This window comes from Streptomyces sp. NBC_00209 (assembly GCF_045206345.1).
GTDB lineage: Bacteria > Actinomycetota > Actinomycetes > Streptomycetales > Streptomycetaceae > Streptomyces.
On the sequence record NZ_CP108121.1, the window covers coordinates 5802234 to 5829037 of the forward strand.

Genomic DNA, 26804 nt, shown 5'->3' on the forward strand with positions numbered 1-26804 from the left:
AAGGCGGCGGCTATGGCCAAGGAGACGGACGGGAGCGGCACCCCCGTCCCGCAGCGGCTGCTGGCCGCCGCCACCCGGCTCTTCGCCGAGCAGGGCTACGACCGCACCTCGGTGCAGGAGATCGTGGAGGCGGCCGGTGTCACCAAGGGGGCGCTCTACCACTACTTCGGCTCCAAGGAGGACCTGCTCCAGGAGGTGTACGCCCGGGTGCTGCGCCTCCAGCAGGAGCGGCTCGACGCCTTCGCGAACGCCGAGGCGCCCATCGAGCAGCGGCTGCGCGACGCGGCGGCCGACGTGGTCGTCACCACCATCGAGAACCTGGACGACGCCTCGATCTTCTTCCGCTCCATGCACCACCTGAGCCCGGAGAAGAACAAGCAGGTACGGGGCGAGCGGCGGCGCTACCACGAGCGCTTCCGCGCCCTGGTCGAGGAGGGCCAGCGCAGCGGCGTGTTCTCCACGGCCACCCCGGCGGACCTCATCGTGGACTACCACTTCGGCTCGGTCCACCACCTGTCGACCTGGTACCGCCCGGACGGCCCCCTCACCCCGCAGGAGGTCGCCGACCACCTGGCCGACCTGCTGCTCCGGGCGCTCAGACCGTAACGGGTCCCCGCTGCGGTTGAACCGGACCGGGGCCAAGCTGGATTCATGGCGCACAGCCGGAGCACCACCCGCATCCCCGCCCTGTGGACCGTGGCCTACGGCCCCCACCGCCCCCTCCCGGTCAGGCTGCTGGCCCGCACCCTGCTGCGGGTGCGGGCCTTCGCCCGCGAACTGGCCCTGGCCGACCACGTACCGTACGGGGGCTATTGAAGCGCTACAGGTACTTCTTGATCTCCCGCCGGGCCAGCGAGCGCTGGTGCACCTCGTCCGGGCCGTCCGCGAGGCGCAGCGTGCGGGCCGAGGCCCACAGCTCGGCGAGAGGGAAGTCCTGGCTGACCCCGCCCGCGCCGTGCAGCTGCACCGCCTGGTCGAGGATGGCGACCACCGCGCGCGGGGTGGCGATCTTGATGGACTGGATCTCCGTGTGCGCGCCCCGGTTGCCGACGGTGTCCATCAGCCAGGCCGTCTTCAGCACCAGCAGCCGCAGCTGCTCGACGGTGACCCGGGCGTCCGCGATCCAGTTCTGCACGACACCCTGCTGGGCGAGCGGCTTGCCGAAGGCCGTACGCGAGACCGCCCGCCGGCACATCAGCTCGATCGCCCGCTCCGCCATGCCGATGAGCCGCATGCAGTGGTGGATGCGCCCCGGACCCAGCCGGGCCTGGGCGATGGCGAAGCCGCCGCCCTCCTCACCGATCAGGTTCGACGCCGGAACGCGCACGTCCTCGAAGACGACCTCCGCGTGGCCGCCGTGCCAGTGGTCCTCGTAGCCGTACACCCGCATGGCGCGCTTCACCGTCAGACCGGGGGTGTCCCGGGGCACCAGGATCTGCGACTGCTGGCGGCGGATGTCCGCGCCGTCCGGGTCCGTCTTGCCCATCACGATGAAGATCTCGCAGTCCGGGTTCATCGCCCCGGAGATGTACCACTTGCGGCCGTTGATGACGTAGTCACCGCCGTCACGGGTGATCCGGGTCTCGATGTTGGTCGCGTCCGAGGAGGCGACCTCCGGCTCCGTCATCGCGAAGGCCGACCGGATCTCCCCGGCCAGCAGCGGTTCCAGCCACCGCTTCTTCTGCTCGTCGGTGCCGAACTCGGCCAGCACCTCCATGTTCCCGGTGTCCGGCGCCGCGCAGTTCGTCGCGGTGGGCGCCAGACGCGGTGAGCGGCCCAGGATCTCCGCCAGCGGCGCGTACTGGAGGTTGCTCAGCCCGGCCCCGTGCCCCGTGCCCGGCAGGAAGAGGTTCCACAGGCCCTGCCTGCGGGCCTCCGCCTTCAGGTCCTCCACGATCTGCGGGGTCTGCCACGGAGAGTCCAGCTCCGCGCGCTGCTCGTCCGCGATCCGCTCGGCCGGGTGGACGTGCTCGTCCATGAAGGCGAGGAGCCGGGTGCGCAGCTCCTCGGTACGGGCGTCGAATGCGAAGTCCATGGGTGGTTCAGCCTTCCTGGAGGGTGGTGAGGCCGTGCTCGATGAAGACGGGGACGAGGTCGCCGATGCGGTCGAAGCCGCCGCCGACCGTCTGGCCCAGGGTGTAGCGGTAGTGGATGCCCTCCAGGATCACGGCGAGCTTGAACCACGCGAACGCCGTGTACCAGGAGAGGGCGGAGGTGTCGCGGCCGGAGCGGGCCGCGTAGCGCTCGATCAGCTCGGCCGGGGACGGGTGGCCTGGCGCACCGCTGGTCGTGGAGACCGGCGACTCCGGCAGCCCCAGGTCGGAGCTGTACATGACGAGCAGCCCGAGGTCGGTGAGCGGGTCGCCGAGCGTGGACATCTCCCAGTCGAGGACGGCCTTGATCTCGTCGTCGGCGCCGATCAGCGCGTTGTCCAGGCGGTAGTCGCCGTGCACCACGGTGGGCGCGGGGGAGACGGGCAGCGCGCGGCCGAGCGCCGTGTGCAGCTCCTCGATGCCGGGCAGCTCGCGGTTGCGGGAGGCGGCCAGCTGCTTGCCCCAGCGGCGCAGCTGCCGGTCCAGGAAGCCCTCGGGCCGCCCGAAGTCGCCGAGCCCGACCGCCTCGGGGTCCACGGCGTGCAGCTCGACCAGCGTGTCGACCAGGGCGAGCACCGCCGCGCGGGTGCGCTCGGGGCCGAGCGGGGCCAGCTGCTCCGCCGTGCGGTACGGGGTGCCCTCCACGTACTCCATGACGTAGAACGGCGAGCCGATGACCGTGTCGTCCTCGCAGAGCAGCAGCGGTTCGGGGACCGGGACCGCCGTCGGGTGCAGGGCGCTGATCACCCGGTGCTCGCGCTTCATGTCGTGCGCGGTGGCCAGGACATGCCCCAGCGGAGGCCGGCGGACGACCCAGCGGCCGGTTCCGTCGGTGACGAGGTACGTCAGATTCGACCGGCCGCCCTCCACGACGCGGGCGTCGAGCGGTCCGCCCACCAGTCCCGGGCGCTCGCGGTCCAGGTGCCCGCGCAGCCGGTCGAGATCGAGACCTGGCGGATGGACGTGGCTCATCGTGCGTACCTCCGGGGTGGGCGAACGGTCGCTCTCATGATGCCGACCAGTCGGTATGTCGTCCAGTGCGTCCCCGGAACCGGATGCGGAGCCTCCGGTCCCAGTACTGCCCCGCCCTGGCGTCTGGTCGCATCCCTGAATAGGGTTCACGTATGGATACCGCGCTGCTCATCGAGGAAGTCCGGCTGACCCCGATCCTCATCGCCGACCCGCCCCTGCTCAACACCCAGGGCGTCCACCAGCCGTACACGCCCCGGCTCGTCGTGGAGGTCGTCACCCGGGGCGGGGTCACCGGGATCGGGGAGACCTACGGCGACGGCACGTACCTGGAGCTCGCGAGGCCCCTGGCCGCCGCCCTGCCCGGACGCCCGGTCAGCGATGTGAACGGGCTGTTCGCCCTGGCCGACGAGGTGTGCGGCGATTCACGGGCGGCCGACGAGCGGGTCGACGCGGGCGGGCTGCGCGGCGTCCGGACCGCGGACAAGCTGCGGCTCTCCGTGGTGTCCGGCTTCGAGGTGGCCTGCCTGGACGCGCTCGGCAAGGCCGTCGGGCTCCCGGTGCACGCGCTGCTCGGCGGCAAGGTCCGGGACCGGGTCGAGTACAGCGCGTACCTCTTCTACCGCTGGGCCGCCCACCCGGACGGCGGGGAGCGCGACGACTGGGGCGCCGCACTCGACCCGGCCGGGGTGGTCGCCCAGGCCCGCCGGTTCGCCCGTGACCACGGCTTCTCCTCCTTCAAGCTCAAGGGCGGCGTGTTCCCGCCGGACGAGGAGATCGCCGCCGTCCGCGCCCTCGCCGAGGCGTTCCCCGGGCAGCCGCTGCGCCTGGACCCCAACGGCGCCTGGTCCGCGGAGACCTCGCTGTACGTCGCCGAGCGGCTGAAGGACGTCCTCGAATACCTGGAGGACCCGGCGAGTGGCACGGCCGCGATGGCCGCCGTCTCGGCCGCCACCGGTGTGCCGCTGGCCACCAACATGTGCGTCACGACGCTCGCCGAGGTCCCCGAGGCGTTCGCCCGGGACGCCGTCCAGGTCGTCCTGTCCGACCACCACTACTGGGGCGGGCTGCACCGCACCCGGGAGCTCGCCGCGATCTGCCGCCTGCACGGCGTCGGGCTCTCCATGCACTCCAACACCCACCTGGGGATCAGCCTCGCCGCGATGACGCACGTCGCGGCCACCGTCCCCAACCTGGACTACGCCTGCGACAGCCACTACCCCTGGCAGACCGAGGACGTCATCACCGCCCGCCACGTCTTCGAGGACGGCCGCCTCACCGTCTCCGACGCCCCCGGGCTCGGCGTCGAACTCGACCGGGACCGGCTCGCCGCGCTGCACCGCCGCTGGCTGGACGACGACGGCACCATGCGCGAGCGCGACGACGCCGCCGCGATGCGCAAGGCCGAGCCGGAGTGGCGCACCCCCTCGATCCCCCGCTGGTGAGACCCGGCTGAGTTGCGGGCGCCCCGGCCCGCCCCGAGGGTCGGAGCATGAAGGCGATCAGCTACAGCAGATTCGGCGGCGAGGACGTCCTGGAGTACGGCGAGCGGCCCGACCCGAAAGTGGGTCCCGACACCGTCCTGGTCAAGGTCCGGGCCGCCGCGGTGAACCCCGTCGACCGGGCGACCCGGGAGGGCAAGCTCGACGGCGTCCTGGACACCGTCTTCCCGGTGATCCCCGGCTGGGACGTCTCCGGGGTCGTCGTCCAGCCCGGCGTCGCCGTGGACGAGTTCGCGGTGGGCGACGAGGTCATCGGCTATGTGCGCGAGGACTTCCTCAGCCGGGGGACCTTCGCCGAGTACGTGGCCGCGCCCGTGCGCACCCTCGCGCGCAAACCCCTGCGACTGAGCTTCGAGGAGGCGGCGGGCCTGCCCCTGGCCGGGCTCACCGCCTACCAGGTGCTCCACCGCACCCTGCGCGTCCAGGAGGGCGACACCGTCCTCGTCCACGCGGCGGCGGGCGGTGTCGGCTCACTCGCCGTCCAGCTCGCCCGGCACGCCGGATGCCGCGTCATCGGCACCGCGAGCGAACCCAACCACGACCACCTGCGCACGCTCGGCGCGGAGCCCGTGGCGTACGGGGACGGGCTGGCGGACCGGCTGCGGGCCCTGGCCCCCGACGGCATCGACGCCGCCTTCGACACCGTGGGCGGGGACGCCCTGCGCGTCTCCGCCGACACCCTGGCCCCGGACGGACGCCTCGCCTCCATCGTGGACCCCGAGGTCTTCTCGTACGGCGGCCGGTACGCGTTCGTCCGGCCCGACGCCGCCGATCTGGCGCACCTCGCGGAACTGGCCGAGCAGGGCATCGTCACCGTCCACGTCGACCAGGTCTTCCCGCTGGCCGAGACGGCGGCGGCCCAGCGGCTCAACGCGGAGGGCCGGACGCGCGGCAAGATCGTCGTCACCGTGGACTGGGACGCGCCCGAGGGCTGAGCAGGGCGCCCTCAGACCAGCATCGCCGCCGCGAACACCGCCAGCGCCACCGTGCACGCGGCGGCCGTGATCGCGCCCGCCGCCTCCATCGGCCGCGGACGGGCGCCGCCCATGGACTGCACCCGGCGGTTCGCGATCCACAGGAACCCCAGCCAGGCCAGGGCGCTGAGCGACAGCGCGATGACCCCCCTGTCCGTCGCCCCGCCGTGCAGCGTCTGCCGCACGGCCAGCACTGCGGCCACCGTGCACGACAGGGTCGTACGCCGCCACGCCAGCCGGGTCCGCTCCGGCTGGAGCCCCGGGTCGCGCTCCCCGCCGGTCACCGGCCCTCCCAGCCGAAGAGGACCACCACCACCATCGCCACCGCCACGACGGCGACCGCGATGCTCAGCAGCGTCGGGAAACGCGAGACGGGCAGATCCTCGCCGCGCCGCATCGCCCGCTCGCACCGCACCCAGTGGTTGACCGCCCGCAGCGCGCACAGCACGCCCGCCGCGAGCAGCGCGAGCGCCAGCCCCGTGCGCACCGCCCGGGACAGCTCCGGCAGGAACTGGTCGACCGCGAAGCCCCCGCCGATCAGGGCCAGCGCCGTCCGGATCCAGGCGAGGAAGGTCCGCTCGTTGGCGAGCGAGAAGCGGTAGTCGGGGGTCTCGCCCTCGGCGCGGATGCGCTCCGGCGCAAACCACAGCCGCAGGCTCTGTACGAATTCGTTCACGGGTGGACCTTATCCGCCGCTTTTCCGATCGCTTCCGACCGGCTCAGGCGGCTTCCCGGAACGCCCGCAGCCGCCGGTAGCAGTCCAGCCCGTCCGGCACCCACAGCCAGTCGCCGATCCGCCGGTCCAGCTCCGCGTCGTCCAGGAAGGTGTGCCAGGCGACCTCCTCCACCTGCGGGTTCACCGGCAGCTCGCACCTGACCCGGTAGACCGACGACCACCAGGCGTGGCTGCCGTCCTCGTACAGGAACTTGAACAGCGGCTCCGGGCGCGGGAGCCCCGAGACGCCCAGCTCCTCCTCGGCCTCCCTGAGCGCCGCCTCGTCGTAGCCCTCGCCCGCGCCGACCACCCCGCCGACGAACATGTCGTAGTGCGAGGGGAACACCAGCTTGGTCGCGGTCCTGCGGTGCACGAAGACCCGGCCCTCGGCGTCCCGCGCCTCGATGAAGACGCACCGGTGGCGCAGGCCCCGGGCGGTCGCCTCGCCGCGCGGGGCCTGCCCCACCACCACATCGTTCTCGTCCACGATGTCCAGGATCTCGTCAGAAGGATTCATGCGGGCCATCCAACAGCACCGCCCCCGCGCTCAGTGCCCCTGGAGGCTGTGCGTACCGCGCCGCACCGGGCCCTCCGGCATCGCCGGATGCAGCCCCAGCAGCACGATGCCCGTCACGATCGCCGCCAGCCCCGCGGCCTGCCAGGCCAGCGCGCCCGCGTCCGTCCGCACCTGGTCGCCCAGGAACCCGATCCCGCAGGCGATCCCGGCCAGCGGCTGGGCAGCCGTCAGCGCGGGCAGCGACATCCGCAGCGGCCCCGTCTCGAAGGCGCTCTGCACCAGCAGCAGGCCCGTCACCCCGAGCGCGAGCACCACGTACGGCTGCCAGGACGTGATCAGGCCCGACCAGCCGACCTCCGAGAAGCGCTCACCACTCACCCGGGTCAGCGCGTCCTGCAAGCCGTAGAGCAGCCCGGCCGCCACCGCGAGCAGCGCCGGGGACGTCCGCGACCTGCGGCGCTTGGCGATCGCGGTCAGCAGCAGGGCGAGCCCGGCCACCACCCCGACGACCAGCCAGTGCCGCAGCGGGCTCGACACCGCCTCGCCGCCCTTCGGCTCGCCCGCCACGAGGAACGCGGCGACCCCGAGGGCCAGCAGCCAGAGCCCCGCCCAGCCCTGGCGGCCCAGCCGCTGGCCGGTGCGGTGCCGGGACAGGGCCATCGCGAAGAGCAGGTTCGTCGCCAGCAGCGGCTCCACGACGGAGACCTCGCCCTTGCCGAGCGCCAGCGCCCCCAGCACCATGCCGCACACCATGAGCCCGATGCCCGCCAGCCAGCTGCGCACCTTCATCAGGTCGAGCAGCAGCCGGAACGTCAGATAGTCGCGCTTGGGCGCGTGCGCGGCGGCGGCCTGCTGGAACACGAAGCCGAAGCCCAGGCAGCAGGCGGCCGTCACGGCGAGCACGAGGACCAGCACCGACACGCTTGTCCACCCCACGTCAGGCCGGAGGAGGGTGATGTGTTCCGACGATAACCGCCCGCCCCGGCCGGTGCGGCGACGGCGCGGCCGACCGGGTCGGATGACCGGGCGGTTGACGCGGGGACGGGCGGTGCCCAAGATCTGACGCACCAGTAACTTCGCGAGCCCCGACAAGGATGGAAACCATGGCGTACGACGCTGATGTGATCGTGATCGGGGCGGGGCTCGCCGGTCTCGTGGCCACCGCGGAGCTGGTGGACGCGGGGCGCTCGGTCCTCGTGCTCGACCAGGAGCCCGAGCAGTCGCTCGGCGGCCAGGCGCACTGGTCCTTCGGCGGCCTCTTCCTCGTGGACTCGCCCGAACAGCGCCGGATGCGCATCAAGGACAGCCACGAGCTGGCCCTCCAGGACTGGCTGGGCACGGCCGGTTTCGACCGCGAGGAGGACCACTGGCCGCGCAAGTGGGCGGAGGCGTACGTCGATTTCGCGGCCGGTGAGAAGCGCTCCTGGCTGCACGCCCGGGGCATGCGGTTCTTCCCCGTCGTCGGCTGGGCGGAGCGCGGCGGCTACGACGCGAACGGCCACGGCAACTCCGTACCCCGCTTCCACATCACCTGGGGCACCGGACCCGGTGTCGTCGCCCCCTTCGAGCGCCGGGTCCGCGAGGGCGTCGCCAAGGGCCTGGTCACCTTCCGCTTCCGCCACCGGGTCACCGGCCTCGCCCGTACCGGGGGCGCCGTCGACACGGTGACCGGCGAGATACTGGAGCCGAGCGCCGCGCCGCGCGGGACCGCGAGCGGCCGGGAGACCGCGGGCTCCTTCGAGCTCAGGGCCCAGGCGGTGATCGTCACCTCCGGCGGCATCGGCGGGAACCACGACCTCGTGCGCGCCCAGTGGCCCGAACGGCTCGGCACCCCACCGGCCAAGCTGCTCTCCGGCGTCCCCGCGCACGTCGACGGGCTGATGCTCGGCGTCGCCGAGAAGGCGGGCGCCCACCACATCAACCGCGACCGGATGTGGCACTACACCGAGGGCATCGAGAACTGGAACCCCATCTGGGACAAGCACGCCATCCGCATCCTGCCCGGCCCGTCCTCCCTCTGGCTGGACGCCACCGGCAAGCGGCTGCCCGTCCCGCTCTTCCCCGGCTTCGACACGCTGGGCACCCTCGAACACATCATGCGCACCGGCCACGACTACACCTGGTTCGTGCTGGACCAGAAGATCATCGGCAAGGAGTTCGCGCTCTCCGGCTCCGAACAGAACCCCGACCTGACCGGCAAGTCCGTCCGCGGCGTGATCGGCCGCGCCCGCGCCGACGTCCCGGCCCCCGTGAAGGCGTTCATGGACAACGGGGCGGACTTCGTCGTGGAGCGGGACCTCGGCGCCCTCGTGCGCGGCATGAACGCGCTCACCGGGGACGGCCTCATCGACGAGGAAGCGCTGCGCCGCGAGATCACCGCCCGCGACCGGGAGATCGCCAACCCCTTCACCAAGGACCTCCAGATCACCGCGATCCGGGGCGCCCGCAGCTACCTCGGCGACAAGCTGATCCGCACGGCCGCGCCCCACCGCATCCTCGACCCGAAGGCCGGGCCGCTCGTCGCCGTACGGCTGAACATCCTGACCCGCAAGTCGCTCGGCGGCCTCCGGACCGACCTGTCCTCGCGCGTCCTGACCGCGGACGGCTCCCCGCTGCCCGGGGTGTACGCGGCGGGGGAGGCGGCCGGCTTCGGCGGCGGCGGGGTGCACGGCTACCGCTCGCTGGAGGGCACCTTCCTGGGCGGCTGCATCTTCTCCGGCCGCGCGGCGGGCCGGGCGGCGGCGCAGGCGGTCGGCTGAGGGCTTCCCACCCCGGGGCGCGTCCGTCCGGTGGGGTTCCGGGGGCGGAACCGTGGGGAGACGGTCCTATCCGGGCATGGGAAGAAGATGCCAGGAGTAGCCGAACCCGTCATCAACCTCGTCCGGCGCACCACGGAGCCCGTGGCGGCGCAGACCCTGCGCTCCACGGGCGCCGCGGTCATCGCCTATGCCGTGGCGACCGCGACGCTGGCCGAGCCCGCGCCCCTGACCGCACCGCTGACCGCGCTGCTCGTCGTCCAGGTCACCCTCTACGCCACCGTCAACATGTCGGTCAAACGTGTGGTGGCCGTCATCGTCGGCGTGCTCATCGCGAGCGGCTTCAGCGCCCTGGTCGGCATTTCCTGGTGGAGCCTGGGGCTGACGATCTTCACGGCGCTGATCATCGGCAGACTGGTCCGGGTGGACGAGTTCGTCCCCGAAGTGGCGATCAGCGCGATGCTCGTCCTCGGCGTCGCCTCACACACCGCGCGGTCCAGCATGGCCTGGGAGCGGGTGTACGAGACGCTGATCGGCGCCGGTGTGGGCCTGCTGTTCAACCTGCTGTTCGCCCCGCCCGTCTGGGTGGAGACCGCGGGCGCCTCCATCGACGGGCTGGCCCGCGAGATGGGGCAGATGTTCCGCGACCTGGGCAGCGACCTCGCCCGCCCGGTCACCGTCCCGGAGGCGGCCGAGCGGCTGCACCGGGCCCGTCGACTCGACCACGACATCGTGGAGGTGGACGCCTCCCTGCGGCAGGCCGAGGAAAGCCTCATGTACAACCCGAGGGTGCGGCAGGGGCTGCTGCACCGGGTGGTGCTGCGGACCGGTCTGGACACGCTGGAGATCTGCGCCGTCGTCGTCCGGGTGCTGTCCAGGACCCTGACCGACCTCGCCAAGGACCGGGGCGACGCACCCCAGTTCCCCACCGAGGTCGCCGCACACATGACGGAGCTGTTCGAGCAGATGGCGGGGGCCATCGAGAGCTTCTCGCTGCTCATCACGACCCCGGTCGCCGCCAGCGCCGAGGAGGCCGAGGACCGGCTCACCGACGCGCTCGACACCAGCCGCAGAACCCGCGACCTGGTGGCGGACATGCTGCTGGCCGCCGTCCAGGAGCACCCCCGGAAGTGGCAGCTGCACGGGGCGCTGCTCGCCGAGGTGGACCGCATCCTGGACGAGCTCGACATCGAGAAGCGCGCCGAGCGCCTGGGCCAGGAGCTCGACCGCCGCTCGGCGGTGCTGCACGAACGGCACCCCCGGCTGCTCGCCTTCCGTCGCCGCCTGGGGCTGGTGAAGGGGGCGGACCGGGAGAAGCGGAAGGAGACGTAAGGCCCGCTCAGCCTTCCGCGTCCGGCTCGATGAGCGCGACCACCCGAAACCGCTCGGCGACGATCATCGTCCCGTCGTCCACCGTGAACTCCGGGTCGCCGAGCGCGTCGCGCATCTCCTCGCTGTGCCAGAACCGCTCGTGGCCCGCCCGCCACTCGGCGACCGACGCATAGCCCTCGCCCTCGTCCAGCGCGTGCTGGAGGTCCACGTCCGCCAGCGGCAGCACCCGTACCTCCGTCACTTCGAGTACGGCGGTCTCCCGGCCGTCCGAGTCGATGAGGGCGGACCGCTCACCGACCGGCGGCAGCTCCTCCTGCTCGATCTCGTACTCCACGAGCAGTCCGGAGGTCGACACCTTCCGCCCGTCCAGGACCGCGGCGACCAGTTGGTCGCGCAGCGGGCCGGGAAAGGCGAGCAGGGTGGGCTTGAGCGCTTCACGGTTCGGCATGGCGCCAGTCTGGCACCGGGCCCCGGACCGGCGCGCGGGTAAATCTGACGAGCTGGTGACGGCCCGCCGCCGCCTCTGGCGTCCGGGCGCCCCGGGTGCTCGAATCGTGGGGTGAACAGTTCCCCACCCGATGACGGCCCGGACGGCGTCGGCGCCCCCGTCGGGCGCCGCGTGGTCCTGGCCATGCTGGGCCTCGGCGCCGCCGGACTCGTCGCCGCGCCCGTGCTGCAACGGACCCTGGAATCGGGCCTGGGCGCGGTCGCGGGCAAGGACCCCACCGGGCTCACCGGGCTGCTGCCCAACGGCGGCGGCTTCCGCTACTACTCCGTGGCCTCCTCCGTACCGGCCAGGGGCGCCGCCGACTACCGGCTCAGGATCGACGGGCTGGTCGACCGCCCGGCCACGTACACGCTGGACGCCCTGCGCGGCATGGAGCAGACCCGGACCGTCCGGGACGTCCAGTGCGTCACCGGCTGGCGGGTCCCGGACACCGCCTTCGAGGGCGTGCGGCTCTCCGCCCTGCTCGACGCGGCCGGGGTGCGGCCCGGGGCGAAGGCCGTCCGCTTCACCTGCTTCGACGGGACCTACAGCGAGAGCCTGACCCTCGCCCAGGCCCGCCGCGCCGATGTGCTCGTGGCGCTGCGGATGAACGACGAGCCGGTGTCCCACGCGCACGGCGGGCCGGTACGGCTCTACGTGGCCCCGATGTACTTCTACAAGTCGGCGAAATGGCTCTCCGGGATCACCGTCACGGACTCCGTACGCCCCGGTTACTGGGAGAAGCTCGGTTATGACGTCGATGCCTGGGTCGGCCGGTCCAACGGCCGCGACGACGCCCCCACCGTCTGACCCGGCCGGCCGGGTCCACCGGTTCGCCCGCCCGGTGCGCCTGGTGCACCGGGCCACCGCCGCGCTGACGCTGCTGTGCGTGGCCTCGGCCGCCTGCCTGTACGTGCCGCAGCTCGCCGAACTCGTCGGGCGCCGCCACCTCGTGGTCACCGTGCACGAGTGGTCCGGGCTGCTCATCCCCGTACCGCTGCTCGCGGGTCTCGCGGCGCGGTCGCTGCGGGCGGACCTGCGGCGGCTCAACCGGTTCGGGCCGCACGACCGGACGTGGCTGCGGGCGGTGCTGCGGCGCGACCGGCGGTCCGGTGCGCGGCCGGCCGGGAAGTTCAACGCCGGGCAGAAGCTGTACGCGGCGTGGATCGCCGGGGCGGTGCTGGTCATGGCCGGCACCGGGCTCCTGATGTGGTTCACCGGATTCGCACCGCTGGTGTGGCGCACGGCCGCGACCTTCGTCCACGACTGGCTGGCCCTCGCGGCCGGCCTCGTCCTGGCCGGCCACATCGCCAAGGCATACGCCGACCCGGAGGCACGCCGCGGCATGCGCTCCGGGTCGGTGGGCCGGGAGTGGGCCCGCCGCGAGCACCCGCTGTGGGCACCCGGCGAGCGGGCGGGGAACCGGCTAGAGGATCAGTGACAGCAGCAGGATGAAGACCATCGAGACCACGGAGATGATCGTCTCCATCACCGACCAGGTCTTCACCGTCTGGCCCACGTCCATGCCGAAGTACTCCTTCACCAGCCAGAAGCCGGCGTCGTTGACATGGCTGAAGAAGAGCGAGCCCGCGCCGACGGCGAGGACCAGCAGGGCCGCGTGCGAGGTCGACATGTCGGCCGCGAGCGGGGCGACCAGGCCGGCCGCCGAGATCGTCGCCACGGTCGCCGAGCCGGTCGCGAGCCGGATCGCGACCGCGATCAGCCAGCCGAGCAGCAGCGCGGGGATCGACCAGTCCTCGGAGAAGTCCAGGATCATCCGGCCCACGCCCGCGTCGATCAGCGTCTGCTTGAAGCCGCCGCCCGCGCCCACGATGAGCAGCACACCGGCGATCGGGGCGAGCGACTTCTCCACCGTGGTCGAGAGCCGCGCCTTGGTGAAGCCGGCCGCCCGGCCCAGCGTGAACATGCCGACGATCACGGCCGCGAGCAGCGCGATCAGCGGCGAGCCGATCACGTCGGTGACCTTCTGGAGCCCCTGCTCCGGGTCGTCCACCACGATGTCCACGAGCGCCTTGACCAGCATCAGCACGACGGGCAGCAGGATCGTGGCGAGGGTGGCGCCGAAGCCGGGCCGGCGCTCCAGGTCCTCGGAGGGGCGCTGCGGGATCATCTTCTCCGGCGCCTTGATGTCCACCCAGCGGGCGGCGTAACGCGAGAAGACCGGTCCGGCAAGGATCACCGTCGGGATCGCGACGACCACGCCGAGGGCCAGCGTGACGCCGAGGTTGGCGTCCAGCGCGTCGATCGCGACGAGCGGGCCGGGGTGCGGCGGGATGAGGCCGTGCATCACGGACAGGCCGGCCAGGGCCGGGATGCCGATGCGCATCAGGGAGTAGTTGCCGCGCTTGGCGACGAGCAGCACGACCGGGATCAGCAGGACGATCCCGACCTCGAAGAACAGCGGCAGTCCGATGATCGAGGCGATGAGGACCATCGCCCACGGCATGGCCCGCTCGCTCGTCCGCGCCAGGATCGTGTCCACGATCTGGTCGGCGCCGCCGGAGTCCGCGAGCAGCTTGCCCAGGATCGCGCCGAGCGCGATCAGGACGCCGACGCCCGCGACGGTCGAGCCGAGGCCCGCGGTGAAGCTCGCTATCGTCTTCGCCGGCGCGGCACCGGCGAAGGAGCCGAGCGCCAGCGAGCCGATGGTGAGCGCGAGGAACGCGTGCATCTTGAACTTGGTGATGAGCAGGACGATGACGGCGATGCCCGCCAGGACGGCGATGCCCAACTGCGCGTTGCCGGCCGAGGTGATCGGTTCGACGGCGTCCGCTGCCAGCGTCTCGACGCTGAGACTGGTCACGGTGGTGGTCCTTAGCTGTCGAGCCGGCGCAACGCGGCGACGGCTCGCTGGGTGATTTCTTCGGGGGTGCCGGAGACGTCCACGGCGACGCCGGCCTCGTCGTCCTCCAGGGGCTGGAGGGTGGCGAACTGCGAGTCGAGGAGCGCGGTCGGCATGAAGTGGCCCTTGCGGCCCGCCATCCGCTCCTCGATCAGGGACCGGTCACCGGTCAGGTGGAGGAAGACCGCGCCCGGGGCCTCGGCGCGCAGCCGGTCCCGGTAGGAGCGCTTGAGCGCGGAGCTGCTGACGACCCCGCCGAGCCCCGCCCGGCCGTGCGCCCAGCGCCCGATCGCGTCGAGCCAGGGCCACCGGTCCGCGTCGTCCAGCGGGGAGCCGGCCGACATCTTGGCGATGTTCGCGGGGGGATGGAAGTCGTCGCCCTCGGCGTACGGAACGCCCAGTGCGTCGGCGAGCAGGGGGCCGATCGTGGTCTTGCCGGTCCCTGCCACGCCCATCACCACGACGACGTGGGGGGTGCTCATTGCGGTGCCTCGCTGTCTCTGCGATGTCTTCCTCGACATCGGTCCGTCGCGCCACTGAAACCCATACGTACGACTTATTCAAGCGGGTGTGACATAAACGTCGTACTTAATGACCCCGGAGGCTGCCCCGTACCCTGGGTCCATGACCACACCTGCCCAGGGGCTCCACACGCATGTCCTGGACACCCTGGGCCTGGAGATCGCCGCCGGGGAGCACCCGCCCGGCCAGGTGCTGCGCACCGACGAGCTCGCCCGGCGCTTCGACGTCTCGCGCACGGTGGTCCGCGAGGTGATCCGGGTCCTGGAGTCCATGCACCTGGTCGAGTCCCGCCGCCGCGTCGGCGTGACCGTACGGCCCGCCGAGGCGTGGAACGTGTACGACCCCCAGGTCATCCGGTGGCGGCTGGCCGGCGCCGACCGCCCCCGCCAGCTGCGCTCCCTCACCGTCCTGCGCTCCGCGATCGAGCCGGTCGCCGCCTCGCTCGCCGCCCGCCACGCCACCCCGGAGCAGTGCGCCGAGCTCACCGAGCGCGCCCTCGGCATGGTCGCCACCTCGCGCGGCCAGCAGCTGGAGGGCTACCTGGAACACGACATCGCGTTCCACCGCATCGTCCTCAACGCCTCCGGCAACGAGATGTTCGCGCGCCTGGGCGACGTGGTCGCCGAGGTCCTGGCGGGCCGCACGCACCACCAGGTGATGTTCGAGGACCCCGACCCGGCGGCGGTCACCCTGCACGTACGCCTCGCCGAGGCGGTACGCGCCGGGGACGCGGCCGAGGCCGAGCGCCTGACGAAGGAGATCGCCGTCGGCGCCCTCCACGAGCTGGACGTCCTCGCGCCCTGAGACCGGCGGACACCCCGCACGGCGTACCGTGGCCCGTGATCGATCCCGGCCGAAAACCGGGAGCACCGGTCTCAGTGAAGAGTCGGGAAAAGGGAGTCCACGGGAATGCCGCAGCACGTACAAGGGGTCATCGCGCCGGGGAAGAACGAACCGGTCCGCGTCGAGACGATCGTCATTCCGGACCCCGGGCCCGGTGAGGCCGTGGTCAAGGTCCAGGCGTGCGGCGTCTGCCACACCGACCTGCACTACAAGCAGGGCGGCATCAACGACGAGTTCCCCTTCCTCCTTGGCCACGAGGCCGCGGGCGTCGTGGAGTCCGTCGGCGAGGGCGTCACCGACGTCGCCCCGGGCGACTTCGTGATCCTCAACTGGCGTGCGGTGTGCGGCCAGTGCCGCGCCTGTCTGCGCGGACGCCCCTGGTACTGCTTCGACACGCACAACGCCAAGCAGAAGATGACCCTCCTCGACGGCACCGAGCTCTCGCCCGCCCTGGGCATCGGCGCCTTCGCCGAGAAGACCCTCGTCGCCTCCGGCCAGTGCACCAAGGTCGACCCGGAGGTCGCCCCCGAGGTGGCCGGGCTGCTCGGCTGCGGTGTCATGGCGGGCATCGGCGCCGCCATCAACACCGGACAGGTGGGCCGCGGCGACTCGGTCGCCGTCATCGGCTGCGGCGGCGTCGGCGACGCCGCGATCGCGGGCGCCCGGCTGGCCGGCGCGGCCCGGATCATCGCCGTGGACATCGACGACCGCAAGCTGGAGACGGCGAAGTCGATGGGTGCCACGCACACCGTCAACTCCCGCTCCACCGACCCGGTCGAGGCCATCCGCGAGCTGACCGGCGGCAACGGCGCCGACGTCGTCATCGAGGCCGTCGGCCGCCCGGAGACGTACCAGCAGGCGTTCTACGCCCGCGACCTCGCCGGCACCGTCGTCCTCGTCGGCGTCCCCACCCCCGAGATGCGGCTCGAACTCCCGCTGCTCGACGTCTTCGGCCGCGGCGGCTCGCTCAAGTCCTCCTGGTACGGGGACTGCCTGCCGTCCCGCGACTTCCCGATGCTGATCGACCTCCACCAGCAGGGCCGCCTCGACCTCGCCGCGTTCGTCACCGAGACCATCGGCCTCGGCGACATCGAGCAGGCGTTCGGCCGGATGCACGACGGCGATGTGCTGCGCTCGGTGGTGGTGTTCTGATGGCCGCCCGCATCGACCACCTCGTCACCTCCGGCACCTTCGCGCTCGACGGCGGTGAGTGGGACGTCGACAACAACGTCTGGATCGTCGGCGACGACTCCGAGGCCGTCGTCATCGACGCCGCGCACGACGCCGCCGCCATCGCGGACGCCCTCGGCGGCCGTACGCTGCGCGCCATCATCTGCACCCACGCGCACAACGACCACATCGACGCCGCCCCGGCCCTCGCCGACGCCACCGGCGCGCCGATCCTGCTCCACCCGGACGACCTGCCGCTGTGGAAGCAGACCCACCCCGACCGCGCCCCCGACGGCGAACTGACCGACGGCCAGGAGATCACGGTGGCCGGCACCACGCTGACCGTGCTGCACACCCCGGGCCACGCGCCGGGCGCGGTCTGCCTGTACGCCCCCGAGCTGGCCACGGTCTTCACCGGGGACACGCTCTTCCAGGGCGGGCCCGGCGCCACCGGCCGGTCCTTCTCCTCGTTCCCGGTGATCGTGGACTCCATCCGGGACCGGCTGCTCGCCCTGGACCCGGCGACCGAGGTGCGCACCGGCCACGGCGACTCCACCACCATCGGCGCGGAGGCCCCGCACCTGGACGAGTGGATCGCGAGGGGCCACTAGTTCTCTTCCGGCCACGCGGAGAGCCGCAGCCCGCTCTCGAAGCGGCGCGGCTCTCCCGTGACCGGGTCGGTGAACTCCAGTACCCGGGCCAGCAGTTGCAGCGGGTGCGAGAAGTCGCCGGGCGCCGCGTCCGGCTCGGTCACCGGATAGACCGGGTCGTCGACCAGCGGCAGGCCCAGGCTGTTCATATGCACCCGCAGCTGGTGCGTGCGCCCGGTGGCGGGCAGCAGCCGATAACGGCCGAGCCCGCCCCGGTGCTCCAGCAGTTCGATCCGGCTCTCGCTGTTCGACTCGCCCGGCACCTCGCGCGCCGCCAGCACCCCGCGCTCCTTCACGACGCGGCTGCGCACCGTACGCGGCAGCACGAGCGAGGGATCGTACGGCGCCACGGCCTCGTACTCCTTGCGCACCAGCCGGTCCCGGAACAGCGTCTGGTACGCCCCGCGCTCCCCGGGCCGCACCACGAACAGCACGAGCCCCGCCGTCAGCCGGTCCAGCCGGTGCGCGGGCTGCAACTCCGGCAGGTCGAGCTCGCGGCGGAGCCGGGCCACCGCCGTCTCCGTGATGTGCCGGCCACGCGGCATCGTCGCCAGGAAGTGTGGCTTGTCCGCGACGACCAGATGCTCGTCCCGGTACACCACCCCGACCGGGAACGGCACGGGCTCCTCCGGGGCGAAGTCCCGGTGGAACCAGAGATAGAGCCCCGCCGTGTACGGCTCGTCGCCGAGGACCGGCCCCTCCGCGAACACGAAGCGCCCGCCCGCGAGCAGCGCCTCCACCCGCCCGGCCCCGATCGCCCCGGCGAACCGGTCCACCAGATGCTCCCCGACGGTGGCCCACCGCCCGTCCGGATCAGCGGGCAGCCGAACCCGGACCGGATCGACACCGTCACGCTGGGGAAGCGGCGACGGCGGCGGCTTCGCCCGTCCCCTCACCGGGGGCCCCGGCCCGGCACCGGAAAGCTGATGGTTCTCATGGTGCCGGGCATCCTTTCACGGCGGCCGGGGGTTACTCGACGCGGAACCACCAGTGCTTGCACTGGCGCAGTCACCCTGACCTGCATGTCTGACCGGTCCGGGTGCGCTCGGCGAGGTCTTCGGAAGCCGCATTTGACCGCTGGTGTCCGCTGCGAAGGGAACAGATGGGGCACGGCGGCCGAGAGCCGATTAGTTCCTCTCGTAAACCGCGAGCTGTTACGCGGTCGGCATTGCGTCGGACCATCAATCCTCGTGAGGGATGTGATTGGTGGACCACACTACTGAAGGTCTACTCGGAGCTGGTCGCCATTCGGTAAGCAGAAGCGCTCCCCCTCTTCCCTGGGACACGCTCAATCTGTCCAGCATCGATTAGCCGAAGGAAAATTGTTTTAACCTTGTTCTCCGATCCGATTCCGGTTAGTGCTCGCACTGTCCGGTTGTTGATCTCCTCGTGACTAGTGAGGTACTGCATCACTATTTCCTCGGGCGATCCCAGTCGCTCGTGACGGATGTTGACGAGGACGGAGTTTTCTAGTTCCTCGATTACAGGGTCTTTTAGTTTCAGCTTTTTCATGGCGGCGAAGGCCGTGGCCAAGCCCTCGCCTACATCCTTGTTTGGTGGATCCGGGAACTTGTTAATTAGTCGAACAATTGCGCCATTTCGGGAAAACCTCTCTTTGAGGATGTTGTGAGTCGTGATGTGGGCGGGCAGGCGTCCGGGGCTCTCTACCTCGACCCGGTTGTCGAAAATTCTGACATGTACGTCGTCTGCGGTGCCGTAATCCCTGTGGATTACGGCATTCGTGATAATCTCGTGCAAAGTTTCAAACGGATACGTGATCGGTGCGAGCCCTTCGGGGCCGAGTATTTTTACTTCTTCGATTAGTTCGGAGGTTTTCGCTACAGCTGCCTTAATTTGTTCGTAAAGAGAGCCCTCGATGGTTAGCGGGTCGAATGCAAGATTCTCGCGCGAACCTGTCGGGTCGGTGGTCTTGTATCTGTAGATTTTGATGGCGCAGCGCTTGGGTAGTGGGGCTTGTGGCTCGTCTGAGTAGAGAAGAACGCCTGCCACTGTGGGCTTATCTCCTACGATCATCATTTGTTTTCGCAGCCACGGTTCGGGCTCTCCGGTGGGGACGCTGCTAAGCATGAAATCGATTACGGTCAGAGAATTAGTGATTATTTCGACCGGGGCGGATACGGTTTCGGATTCAAAAGACGTGATGCCTTTGTTGCGGCGCAGGCTTTCAAGGCGATCTGCGCCTACTGGGAGGCTTTGGCTGCCACGGCGGACGTATGGTTTCCCGTCACTGGCGCGCTTGATTTCCTTGGTCTTCTGGATGATGACGTGCAGGACTAGGCCGGGGTGTCCGTCGCATTGCATGAATTCGTAAAGAAAGTCCCCGCCGAGTGGGAATAGATCTTCGAATACTTGCAGATGTCCATTGGCTGCTTCCATGTTATCGAATCCGCGCCAACGGTGATTTTTCCCATTGGGTCCTTCTCAATCCCGACATAGAGTTCTCCGCCGTCTGCGTTAGCGAAAGCGGAAATTGCCTTCGTGAGCTTTGCTGGTGAGATGTCGATTGCCTTGAGGTCCTCGAAGTGCCCTTCTTCTATTTGGAGGATCTTGTGGACCTGGTTCTTCGGTACCGAGATTTTTTGAATCGACATTCGGCGGTAGCCTCCCATGCCTAGTTTGTTCCATCGATCGTACCCAGTCGCTCTCGTCCTGGGAGTGGACGCGTAAGCCAAAGTCGGTGAAGCGGCTTTGGGTTGGAGCTGTTTCGGTGCGATGATCTTGACGTCGTGAGCGTCGGCGTGTCGGGCAGTCTTGTGGACGTGCCCGCTAACCTCGATCTTGGTGCCGGTCCGCGGGCTTCTTCGGTGTGCCATTTCGATTGTTCGGGCTAGGGGAAGGGCTGACTCAAAGGCTGGGTTGTTGTAGGCCGCCCAAGACACCTGGAGGACGCGACAGCCCTGGGGTTCGGGGTGGCGGGGCTCTCCCCCTCTGCCCAGGGCCTGGAACGAGGGCAGCCGGACTTCTCAGAACGCCAGCTCGCGGAACTTGTTGCGGATGTCTGTCAGTGGCTGGCGGTCGCGGGTGTAGTAGAGCTTGTTTGTTAGCAGTACTGCCCACCGGTCCTCAGCGGGGGAGATCCACATACCGGTGCCGGTGAAGCCGTAGTGGACCCAGACATCCTGCTCGTCGGTGGTGCCGGGGGCCGGGTGCCAGAACAGGCCGCGCTCCGGTTGGAGGCCGCCGGTCTGCACGGTGAGGGAGTAGGCACTCCACTCCGCGCCGAAGCCGGCCTCGGCGGGGGCCGTGGTCGGGGCGAGCATGTAGCGCAGGAAGACGGCCAGGTCGTCGAGGACGGTGAAGACGCCGGCGATACCGCACACGCCGCCGAGGAGCCGGGCGGAGAAGTCGTGGGCGATGCCCTTGAGGTGGGTGTCGGTGTCCTGGTCGAGTTCGGTGGGAGCGCACTTGGCCGCGAGGTCGGCGGGCAGCGGCCCGTACCGAGTGGAGCCCATGCCGAGTGGGCGCCAAGTCCTCTTCTCGGCCAGCTGGTCGAGCGGTTGACCGGAAAGGTGTTCGGCGAGGTAGCCGAGAATGAGGGCGGCCCGGTCGGTGTACTCGACGGCCTCCCTGGGTGGCCGGTTGAGGGCTTCGCGCAGAACCCCGTGGCGAATGGCGACGGGATCGCTGCCGTAGAGGTTCTTCAGCTGGGCGCGCAGGGGCAGACCGGCGGTGTGGGTCAGGAGCTGGCGAGCTGTTACGGCGCCGAGGGGGTGGCCCGCGACCTCGTCCCAGAAGGTGCCGAGCGGGGCGTCGAGGTCGAGGACGCTGTCCTCCCACAGCGCGCCGATTGACGCCCAGACGGCAAGGATCTTGGTCAGGCTGGCGGCGTCGAAGACAGTGTCCCGCCGCATCCTCACGTCGGGTTCGTCGGGATCCAAGGCCCCGGTGGCACCAGCCGCCTGGACTCCGTCGGAGTCGCCAGCAGCCCACACCGCGCCCGGATAGACCTTGTCGCGGACGCCTTCGCTCAGCAGGTTCTCGATGCGGTCGGTCTGGAACGGCATGGTCTCCCTCTTCATGTGGGCATCCCGGTGGCCAGCGTAGTGAAGTGAGTGGTGCGGGACGGGCAGCGGCGTGCCGCTGGGATGCAGGGCGCGGTGCCCGGCCCGCTGGTCTCAGGTGAGCTGACGGCCGAGGCCGGCCAGTTCTCGGGCGGTCTTCGACAGGGGGTAGCGGGCGGCGTTGGCGTATCCGGCCTGCCTGAGGGCCGCGAGGAGTCCACGTTCGGTTCGCAAGCGATCCAGATCCCGGCTGAGCACGGAGGAGCGAGTGAAGTCGGCGGTCATACCGGAGGGGCCGAGGGCTTCGTTGAGGCCGGGGACCGGCTGGTACAGGACGGGGAGTCCGCAGGCTTGGGCTTCGAGGGCGACCAAGCCCATGGCCTCCAGGGTCGTGGAGGGCATCACGAGTAGGTCGTGCTCGGCGAACGTTCTCCACAGCTGGGGACGGCGGAGCCAGCCGAGATAGCGGGCCCTCACTCCCACCTGCTGTAACTGTGGGGCCAGCGCCCGGAATTGAGCGCTGGGAGCGGCGATCGAAAGTTCGACGCCCTTGAGTGGGGCCACGCTCCGGATCAGCGCTTCCACGCCCTTCTCAGCGGTAAGTCGACCCGCGTACAGCAAGCGGAAGTGGCCCCTGGCCGTGCGTACGGGCTGGGTCGGCGGCTGAGTGAGGAGGTGGTCGGGGATTCCCCACGGGATACGGGTGACCTTGCGGCGGTCGGTCTGCGGGGCGAGCTTGAGGAGGTGATCGGCCATCGCGTTGGTGGGTACGACGATGGCGTCGGCAGCGCGTGCGGTCGCTCGCAGGACCTGGAGTTGGTCGTGGTGGGCTTCGGCGAAGATCAGGTCGGTGCCGTGCACCAAGGCGATTCGGGGGTGCTCGGGGAAGGCCCGGACCAGCGCTGGTGTCGCCCCGAATGCGAGGTGTTGCAGATGCAGGATTCCGACGTCTGCCGGATCTACCGCCCTGACCAGCGCCCGCTGGAGGGTGGCAACGTAGTGCTGGAAGGTATAACCAGTCAGGCACTTGCCCGGCGCCTCAACCAGACCCAGCCCTGCTGGTGCTGTCGGCCTCGGCCCCCTGCCCTCTGGCGCGAGCATGAAGGCTCGGGCGGGCAGGAGCGGATCGCCGCCGGTGTACAGGTCCAGGAAGAGTTCGACGCTTCCGCCGGGGCTCGGAAACGGCAGGTCGAGGGCCGTGAGGATGGTGGGGTTCACGCGTGGCCTCCCGGGTTTTCCTCGTAGAGGCGGGACGTCTCAATGCCTTGGCTTGCCCGGTATTTGAGGCCGTGGTCCTGGTAGCTGGCCGCAGCGCCGAGGGCCTGGAGGAAGACCAGCTTTCCGAAGGTCATGCGTGGGTAGACCCAGACTGGTCGGCTGGCGCGGATCTCCAGGGTCCAGCGGATGGCGTGGCCCTGGTGTCCGAGGGGAGCGGAGACGTGGACCCAGATGCCGAGCGCGCCGATCGTTCGGTTGCCGTTGAGGAACTGCGCGTACGTCTCCGAGCCGGTTCGCTCGTACGTCGTTCCCAGGTAGAGGACCTCCGGCCGCAGCACGTAGCCGGTGGCGGGGATCAGCACCTCCTGGAACTCGGTCGGCTTGGCTGCGTCCAGGGAGCCGTCGTGGAAGCGCAGGGTGTCGCCGAGGCTCCAGTCGTAGGCGTTGGGGGACACCTTCTGCGGCTCGTACGGCTCGATGGTGATCTCGCCGGCGGCTCTGGCGGCGGCGATGGCGGGGCCGGTGAGGATCACGAGGCCACCGCCCTTAATGCGGCGAGGTCGCGCCAGTACGCGGAGGGCTGGGGGCCGGCAGCGGACTGGTATTTGCCCGAGTAGAGCGCCACCGGGCCGACGGACACGAAGAACATGATCTGACCGATCCGCATGCCGGGGTACACGCGCAGGGGTCGTATCGGGGAGAGCATGAGTGTCCACTGACCGTGAAAGCCGATGTCGCCGATGGGTGCGGTGATCTCGACGAACAGGCCGAGGCGGCCTACCGAGGACCGGCCGAAGAGCAGCGGCACGAACGTGTTGGAGCCGACCTCTTCGATGGTGTGGCCGAGGTAGAGCTGGCCGGGTTGGAGTTCGTAGCCGTCGGGGCCGATCTCGATCGGCACGGTGGGATTCGGCTGGTGGGCGTCGAGCGTGTCGGCGGCGTACGTGAGCAGTGTCCCGCCGAGACGGACGTTGTAGCTGTTCGGGTTGACCTGTGTCGGTTCGAACGGGGAGATGCGGATGCGGCCGTCGGTCGCGGCCTGGGTGATCTCGGGGCCGGTGAGGATCATCGCAAGCCTCCATCGGTGAGCGTGTGCTGCACGGCTTGGCTAAGGGGGATGCCGGCCTGCCGGGTACGGCCTCCGAGGTACGTCTCGGCCAGATAGCCGGTGGTGAGCACGGTCGGCACGCGGTCGGGCAGGGGCTCGGGAGCGAACACGATCGGGCCGGCTCTCTCCGCGAGATGAGAGAGGAGGGTCGTCGGGTCTGTGGCGAAGGGCTCGGGCACACGGGCATGGACGAGCTGGTTGTTGAAGGGCTCGATGGCCAGGAGCGTTCCCGTGGTGAGCGTGGTCCTGAGCTGGACTGTGCGGAGAGCCGTTTCGTTGAGTACGACGACTTCGGCGGCCAGGCCGCTGTGGAGGCGGTTGGAGAGGTCCTGGAGAAGGGCCCGACGTTCGAGAGGGCGGTTCTCGTACGGATGCCGGATTGGCCCGAGCGGTGTGCTCAGCTCCTCGCGGACAGTGTCGATAGCTTCTCGCACCAGCGTGAGCTCGTCCGGGAGCCCGCCCGCTGCTGGGAAGTCCGCCAGTCGACCCGCCCAGCCGGAGTGCAAAGGCTGCGCGAGTGCGTATCCCGCTGCCAGCTCGCGTCCCTTGAGGACGAGCGTGTCTCCGACGGGCACCGGCTTCGGACGGTCGCTGTGGCAGTGTCCGGCAAAAACGACGTCCAGGAACGGGCAGGCGGCGGCCAGCTTGAGGTCCTCGTCGAACCCGGAGTGGCTCAGCACAACCCAGGAGTCCGCGTGGTGGTGATGGGCCAGCATCAGCTCGCGCAGTGCACGCACGGGCTCGACTACACGGTGGCCGGCGCGCTGGTCGGGCGGGATGGCGTTGAATGCCTGCGGCCCGATGACGCCCGTGAGGGCGATACGGCGGGTGCCGATGCGCACCAGGCGGACTTGGTGGAAGAGCGGCTCACCGGTGTCGTCGCCGACGACGTTCGCGCACACGCTGATGTCGTGGAGGGCGGGTTCGAGGTGGTGGCTCCAGCCGTGATTGCCCGGAACGACGGCGTCGTAGAGGCGGAGCAGGACGTCTCGTTCGATCCGTCCCCGGCCGAGCCGGTAGTAGCCCGTGCCCTCGAAGAAGTCCCCGCAGTCGACGATGAGGCTGTCGTGTCTCATGGCGTGCAGGTGCGCGAGCATCGGTGCGGCGTCGTCGAACGCCGAGTGGAAGTCGGTGGTGGCGATGATGCGCTGGAGGCGTCTCGGGGCGGTCATGGGGTGACCTCGCAGATGTCGGCGCCGAGTGCGAGGAGCTTGCCGGGCAGATCGGCGTGGCCGCGGCGGATCTGGTCGACTCTGCCGAGCGTGGTGACGCCTCGGGCGGTGAGCCCGGCGATCATCAGCGCCGAACCCGTACGGATGTCGGTCGCCTCCACCCCGGCGCCCGTCAGGCGCTGCGGTCCGGTGAACCGGCATTCGGTGGTGGACAGTTCGGTGATGACTCCGCCCATGCGGACGAGCTGAGGGATGAGGTTGCTGTGGCGGCCCGGGTTGATCGGGTCCGAGAAGAAGTGCGTGCCGGGGAATCCCAGGGCGAGTCCGAGGAGCGGTGGCTCGAAGTCGGCATCGAGGCCGTTGGGAGCGAGGGAGGCCATGGCCCGGAGCGGCCGACCGGTCGGCTGGATGTCCTGACCTTTTACGACGAGCGCCTCGGCTTCGTAGGCGGTGGGGATGCCTACCCGGTTCAGCGCCGTGATCAGCGGTTCTATGTCGGGACCGTGGACACCCTCGACCCGGGCGGTACCGCCAGTTGCGGCCACGGCACAGGCCAGCGTCCCGGCCTCGATCTTGTCTCCGGGCACTTTCCAGGCAGGTACGTCCTGCGAAACGGAGGACGGCGCTACGAGGGTGAGGACGCGCTCACCGGCACGGCACTCGTAACCGATGGCCTTCAGCGCGTTCACAACGCCGAGGACCTCCGGAGAGAGGTTCGGCTGACCGAGCCGAAGCGGGGTACCGGCGACCACGGCGCGCAGGATCGCGGCGATCGTCGCCCCGCGTGAGCGGAACGGCAGGACCAGTGACACCGTGCCTCGGACCGCCTTGCCGAGTTCGACCAGGTACCCGCGATCATCCACGCGGATCCGGTCGCCGAAGGCTTCGTACACCTTGAAGTGCTGTTCCATGCCACGGTCGCCGATCCGGCACCCGCCGGGCCAGGAGAGCCGGGCCCGGCCGCACCGGGCGATAAGGGCGGGGACGAGGTAGTACGAAGCACGGATGCTGGACGCGGCCTCACCCAGATCGTCGGGCGTCAGGGTCGTCTCACCAGGGAGCACCAGGGTGGTTGGGCCCTCACTGAGCGGGTGAGCGGCGTTCCAGCCCGCCTGCTGTAGCAGGTCGAGCAGAGTCCGTACGTCGGAGCTGGCGGGCACGTTGTCGAGGCGCACGGGTCGAAGGAGGGCAGCCGCAGCCGCGACGAGCGGGAGCGCGGCATTCTTCGAACCGTCAACCGTCACAGCACCGGTGAGCGGCCGTCCGGGCCGGATCGCGATGACCTCGGATGTGACTGTGGGGGCACAGGTATTCACATGCAGCTCCTCTGCGTAGGAGGGGCCGAGGCGGATACAGCCCCGGCGGAAGGTGGAACCGCCGCGTCGATCTCGGCCCAGCAGCACTTGCCGGAGTCCGTCGGTGCCGTACCGAAGCGGTCCGCGAGGACGCCGACGAGGAAGAGACCGCGTCCGCCCTCGCTGTCCTTGTCCGGCAGCGCCAGCTTCGGCGTGGTGCGGCTCGCGTCGCTGACCTCCACCCGCACAACCCCGCCGGAGAGCTGAGCCCTGACGCCGATCGGGTGGTGACCGGCGTAACGGACCGCGTTCGTGACGAGCTCGCTGACGACCAACTCGACCGTGTCGACGGCGTCCGGCATCGCGAGCACTGCCGACCATGCGGCTATGGCCTCCCGCACCCGGCGCCGTGCCACGGGCACGGCAACCGGTGTCGGCGGGAGAGTAAAGGTGAGCTGGTGCGCTTCCACGAGCGGCCTCCAGGAATCGGTTGCGACCGCCCCAAGAAATCGCGACCACAACGCAGTTCGCGATGGCCTGTGCCCGTACCGCATCGTCTATGCAGATGCTGCATGAAGCCCCTGCACCGCTCGCCT

At 70.3% G+C, this 26804-nt stretch carries 29 protein-coding genes; 11 read left to right on the plus strand and 18 right to left on the minus strand.

The genetic code is table 11. From position 1 onward, the window contains the following. Positions 1–12: 12 nt before the first annotated feature. Together OG867_RS26395 and OG867_RS26400 are read left to right on the plus strand one after the other, a co-directional pair. Positions 13–606: a TetR/AcrR family transcriptional regulator gene (locus OG867_RS26395; RefSeq protein WP_018103668.1), complete on the plus strand. Its 594-nt coding sequence runs from the start codon at positions 13–15 to the stop codon at positions 604–606. 45 nt (positions 607–651) lie between these two features. Next, a complete protein-coding gene (locus OG867_RS26400) occupies positions 652–816 on the plus strand; it encodes a hypothetical protein (protein WP_328899436.1) in 165 nt (54 codons plus the stop codon). A gap of 4 nt (positions 817–820) precedes the next feature. On the opposite strand, the gene OG867_RS26405 is transcribed toward OG867_RS26400, so the two are convergent. Both OG867_RS26405 and OG867_RS26410 read right to left on the minus strand, forming a co-directional pair. Further along, positions 821–2035: an acyl-CoA dehydrogenase family protein gene (locus OG867_RS26405; RefSeq protein WP_406289019.1), complete on the minus strand. Its 1215-nt coding sequence runs from the start codon at positions 2033–2035 to the stop codon at positions 821–823. A gap of 7 nt (positions 2036–2042) precedes the next feature. Continuing rightward, the gene (locus OG867_RS26410; RefSeq protein ID WP_328899434.1) at positions 2043–3065 is read right to left on the minus strand and encodes a phosphotransferase family protein; all 1023 of its coding nucleotides are present in this window, start codon (positions 3063–3065) and stop codon (positions 2043–2045) included. 152 nt (positions 3066–3217) lie between these two features. On the opposite strand from OG867_RS26410, the gene OG867_RS26415 reads away from it, so the two are divergent. After that, positions 3218–4507: an enolase C-terminal domain-like protein gene (locus tag OG867_RS26415; protein ID WP_406289023.1), complete on the plus strand. Its 1290-nt coding sequence runs from the start codon at positions 3218–3220 to the stop codon at positions 4505–4507. A gap of 47 nt (positions 4508–4554) precedes the next feature. Continuing rightward, complete coding sequence (locus tag OG867_RS26420) at positions 4555–5499, plus strand: NADP-dependent oxidoreductase (RefSeq protein ID WP_328899432.1); 945 nt, start codon at positions 4555–4557, stop codon at positions 5497–5499. Positions 5500–5510: 11 nt separating this feature from the next. Here the strand turns inward: OG867_RS26420 and OG867_RS26425 are convergent, their stop codons facing one another. The 4 genes from OG867_RS26425 to OG867_RS26440 are packed head-to-tail and all read right to left on the minus strand — an operon-like array spanning position 5511 to position 7691. Continuing rightward, positions 5511–5822 carry a DUF202 domain-containing protein gene (locus OG867_RS26425; protein ID WP_328899431.1) on the minus strand — a complete coding sequence of 104 codons (312 nt, stop codon included), beginning with the start codon at positions 5820–5822 and terminating at the stop codon, positions 5511–5513. After that, positions 5819–6214, minus strand: a complete 396-nt coding sequence (locus OG867_RS26430; protein ID WP_328899430.1) for a DUF202 domain-containing protein — start codon at positions 6212–6214, stop codon at positions 5819–5821. Before OG867_RS26430 ends, OG867_RS26425 begins: the two co-directional genes overlap by 4 nt. A gap of 43 nt (positions 6215–6257) precedes the next feature. Next, a complete protein-coding gene (locus OG867_RS26435) occupies positions 6258–6770 on the minus strand; it encodes an NUDIX domain-containing protein (RefSeq protein WP_328899429.1) in 513 nt (170 codons plus the stop codon). A gap of 30 nt (positions 6771–6800) precedes the next feature. Then, complete coding sequence (locus tag OG867_RS26440; RefSeq protein WP_328899428.1) at positions 6801–7691, minus strand: DMT family transporter; 891 nt, start codon at positions 7689–7691, stop codon at positions 6801–6803. A 182-nt stretch (positions 7692–7873) separates the two neighbouring features. On the opposite strand from OG867_RS26440, the gene OG867_RS26445 reads away from it, so the two are divergent. Further along, a complete protein-coding gene (locus tag OG867_RS26445) occupies positions 7874–9529 on the plus strand; it encodes an FAD-binding dehydrogenase (RefSeq protein ID WP_328899427.1) in 1656 nt (551 codons plus the stop codon). Between the two features lie 87 nt (positions 9530–9616). Continuing rightward, positions 9617–10858 carry an aromatic acid exporter family protein gene (locus OG867_RS26450; RefSeq protein ID WP_328899426.1) on the plus strand — a complete coding sequence of 414 codons (1242 nt, stop codon included), beginning with the start codon at positions 9617–9619 and terminating at the stop codon, positions 10856–10858. 7 nt (positions 10859–10865) lie between these two features. On the opposite strand, the gene OG867_RS26455 is transcribed toward OG867_RS26450, so the two are convergent. Then, positions 10866–11306: an ASCH domain-containing protein gene (locus OG867_RS26455; RefSeq protein WP_328899425.1), complete on the minus strand. Its 441-nt coding sequence runs from the start codon at positions 11304–11306 to the stop codon at positions 10866–10868. A 111-nt stretch (positions 11307–11417) separates the two neighbouring features. On the opposite strand from OG867_RS26455, the gene OG867_RS26460 reads away from it, so the two are divergent. Together OG867_RS26460 and OG867_RS26465 are read left to right on the plus strand one after the other, a co-directional pair. Further along, positions 11418–12155 (plus strand): molybdopterin-dependent oxidoreductase, encoded by a 738-nt coding sequence (locus OG867_RS26460; RefSeq protein WP_406289028.1) that lies wholly within the window; start codon positions 11418–11420, stop codon positions 12153–12155. 34 nt (positions 12156–12189) lie between these two features. After that, the gene (locus OG867_RS26465) at positions 12190–12786 is read left to right on the plus strand and encodes a cytochrome b/b6 domain-containing protein (RefSeq protein WP_406289030.1); all 597 of its coding nucleotides are present in this window, start codon (positions 12190–12192) and stop codon (positions 12784–12786) included. Here OG867_RS26465 and OG867_RS26470 read toward each other — a convergent pair. Both OG867_RS26470 and OG867_RS26475 read right to left on the minus strand, forming a co-directional pair. Next, positions 12772–14169, minus strand: coding sequence for a gluconate:H+ symporter (locus OG867_RS26470; RefSeq protein ID WP_328899423.1), 1398 nt, complete (start codon positions 14167–14169; stop codon positions 12772–12774). The genes OG867_RS26465 and OG867_RS26470 overlap by 15 nt on opposite strands. A gap of 11 nt (positions 14170–14180) precedes the next feature. After that, on the minus strand, positions 14181–14690 hold the full coding sequence (locus OG867_RS26475) for a gluconokinase (protein ID WP_406289033.1): 510 nt from the start codon (positions 14688–14690) through the stop codon (positions 14181–14183). Positions 14691–14832: 142 nt separating this feature from the next. On the opposite strand from OG867_RS26475, the gene OG867_RS26480 reads away from it, so the two are divergent. The 3 genes from OG867_RS26480 (at position 14833) to OG867_RS26490 (ending at position 17354) form a co-directional block, all read left to right on the plus strand. Then, complete coding sequence (locus tag OG867_RS26480; RefSeq protein WP_328899421.1) at positions 14833–15534, plus strand: FadR/GntR family transcriptional regulator; 702 nt, start codon at positions 14833–14835, stop codon at positions 15532–15534. A 105-nt stretch (positions 15535–15639) separates the two neighbouring features. Continuing rightward, complete coding sequence (locus tag OG867_RS26485; RefSeq protein ID WP_406289036.1) at positions 15640–16725, plus strand: S-(hydroxymethyl)mycothiol dehydrogenase; 1086 nt, start codon at positions 15640–15642, stop codon at positions 16723–16725. Beyond that, positions 16725–17354 (plus strand): MBL fold metallo-hydrolase, encoded by a 630-nt coding sequence (locus tag OG867_RS26490; RefSeq protein ID WP_328899419.1) that lies wholly within the window; start codon positions 16725–16727, stop codon positions 17352–17354. Before OG867_RS26485 ends, OG867_RS26490 begins: the two co-directional genes overlap by 1 nt. Here OG867_RS26490 and OG867_RS26495 read toward each other — a convergent pair. The 9 genes from OG867_RS26495 to OG867_RS26535 form a co-directional block, all read right to left on the minus strand. Continuing rightward, positions 17351–18289 carry a pseudouridine synthase gene (locus OG867_RS26495; protein ID WP_406289039.1) on the minus strand — a complete coding sequence of 313 codons (939 nt, stop codon included), beginning with the start codon at positions 18287–18289 and terminating at the stop codon, positions 17351–17353. The genes OG867_RS26490 and OG867_RS26495 overlap by 4 nt on opposite strands. A gap of 331 nt (positions 18290–18620) precedes the next feature. Continuing rightward, positions 18621–19790 (minus strand): ATP-binding protein, encoded by a 1170-nt coding sequence (locus OG867_RS26500; protein WP_406289041.1) that lies wholly within the window; start codon positions 19788–19790, stop codon positions 18621–18623. 587 nt (positions 19791–20377) lie between these two features. Further along, the gene (locus OG867_RS26505) at positions 20378–21418 is read right to left on the minus strand and encodes a serine hydrolase domain-containing protein (protein WP_406291178.1); all 1041 of its coding nucleotides are present in this window, start codon (positions 21416–21418) and stop codon (positions 20378–20380) included. Between the two features lie 111 nt (positions 21419–21529). After that, on the minus strand, positions 21530–22633 hold the full coding sequence (locus OG867_RS26510) for a glycosyltransferase family 4 protein (RefSeq protein ID WP_406289044.1): 1104 nt from the start codon (positions 22631–22633) through the stop codon (positions 21530–21532). Beyond that, positions 22630–23166: a dCTP deaminase domain-containing protein gene (locus OG867_RS26515; RefSeq protein ID WP_406289046.1), complete on the minus strand. Its 537-nt coding sequence runs from the start codon at positions 23164–23166 to the stop codon at positions 22630–22632. The genes OG867_RS26510 and OG867_RS26515 overlap by 4 nt, the downstream gene beginning before the upstream one ends. Then, entirely contained in the window at positions 23163–23702 is a 540-nt protein-coding gene (gene dcd, locus OG867_RS26520) for a dCTP deaminase (RefSeq protein WP_405939981.1), read from the minus strand. The genes OG867_RS26515 and dcd overlap by 4 nt, the downstream gene beginning before the upstream one ends. Further along, positions 23699–24913, minus strand: a complete 1215-nt coding sequence (locus OG867_RS26525; RefSeq protein WP_406289049.1) for a metallophosphoesterase — start codon at positions 24911–24913, stop codon at positions 23699–23701. Before OG867_RS26525 ends, dcd begins: the two co-directional genes overlap by 4 nt. Beyond that, a complete protein-coding gene (locus tag OG867_RS26530; protein WP_406289051.1) occupies positions 24910–26229 on the minus strand; it encodes a UDP-N-acetylglucosamine 1-carboxyvinyltransferase in 1320 nt (439 codons plus the stop codon). Before OG867_RS26530 ends, OG867_RS26525 begins: the two co-directional genes overlap by 4 nt. Continuing rightward, entirely contained in the window at positions 26226–26729 is a 504-nt protein-coding gene (locus OG867_RS26535) for an ATP-binding protein (RefSeq protein WP_406291180.1), read from the minus strand. Before OG867_RS26535 ends, OG867_RS26530 begins: the two co-directional genes overlap by 4 nt. Positions 26730–26804: the final 75 nt, after the last annotated feature.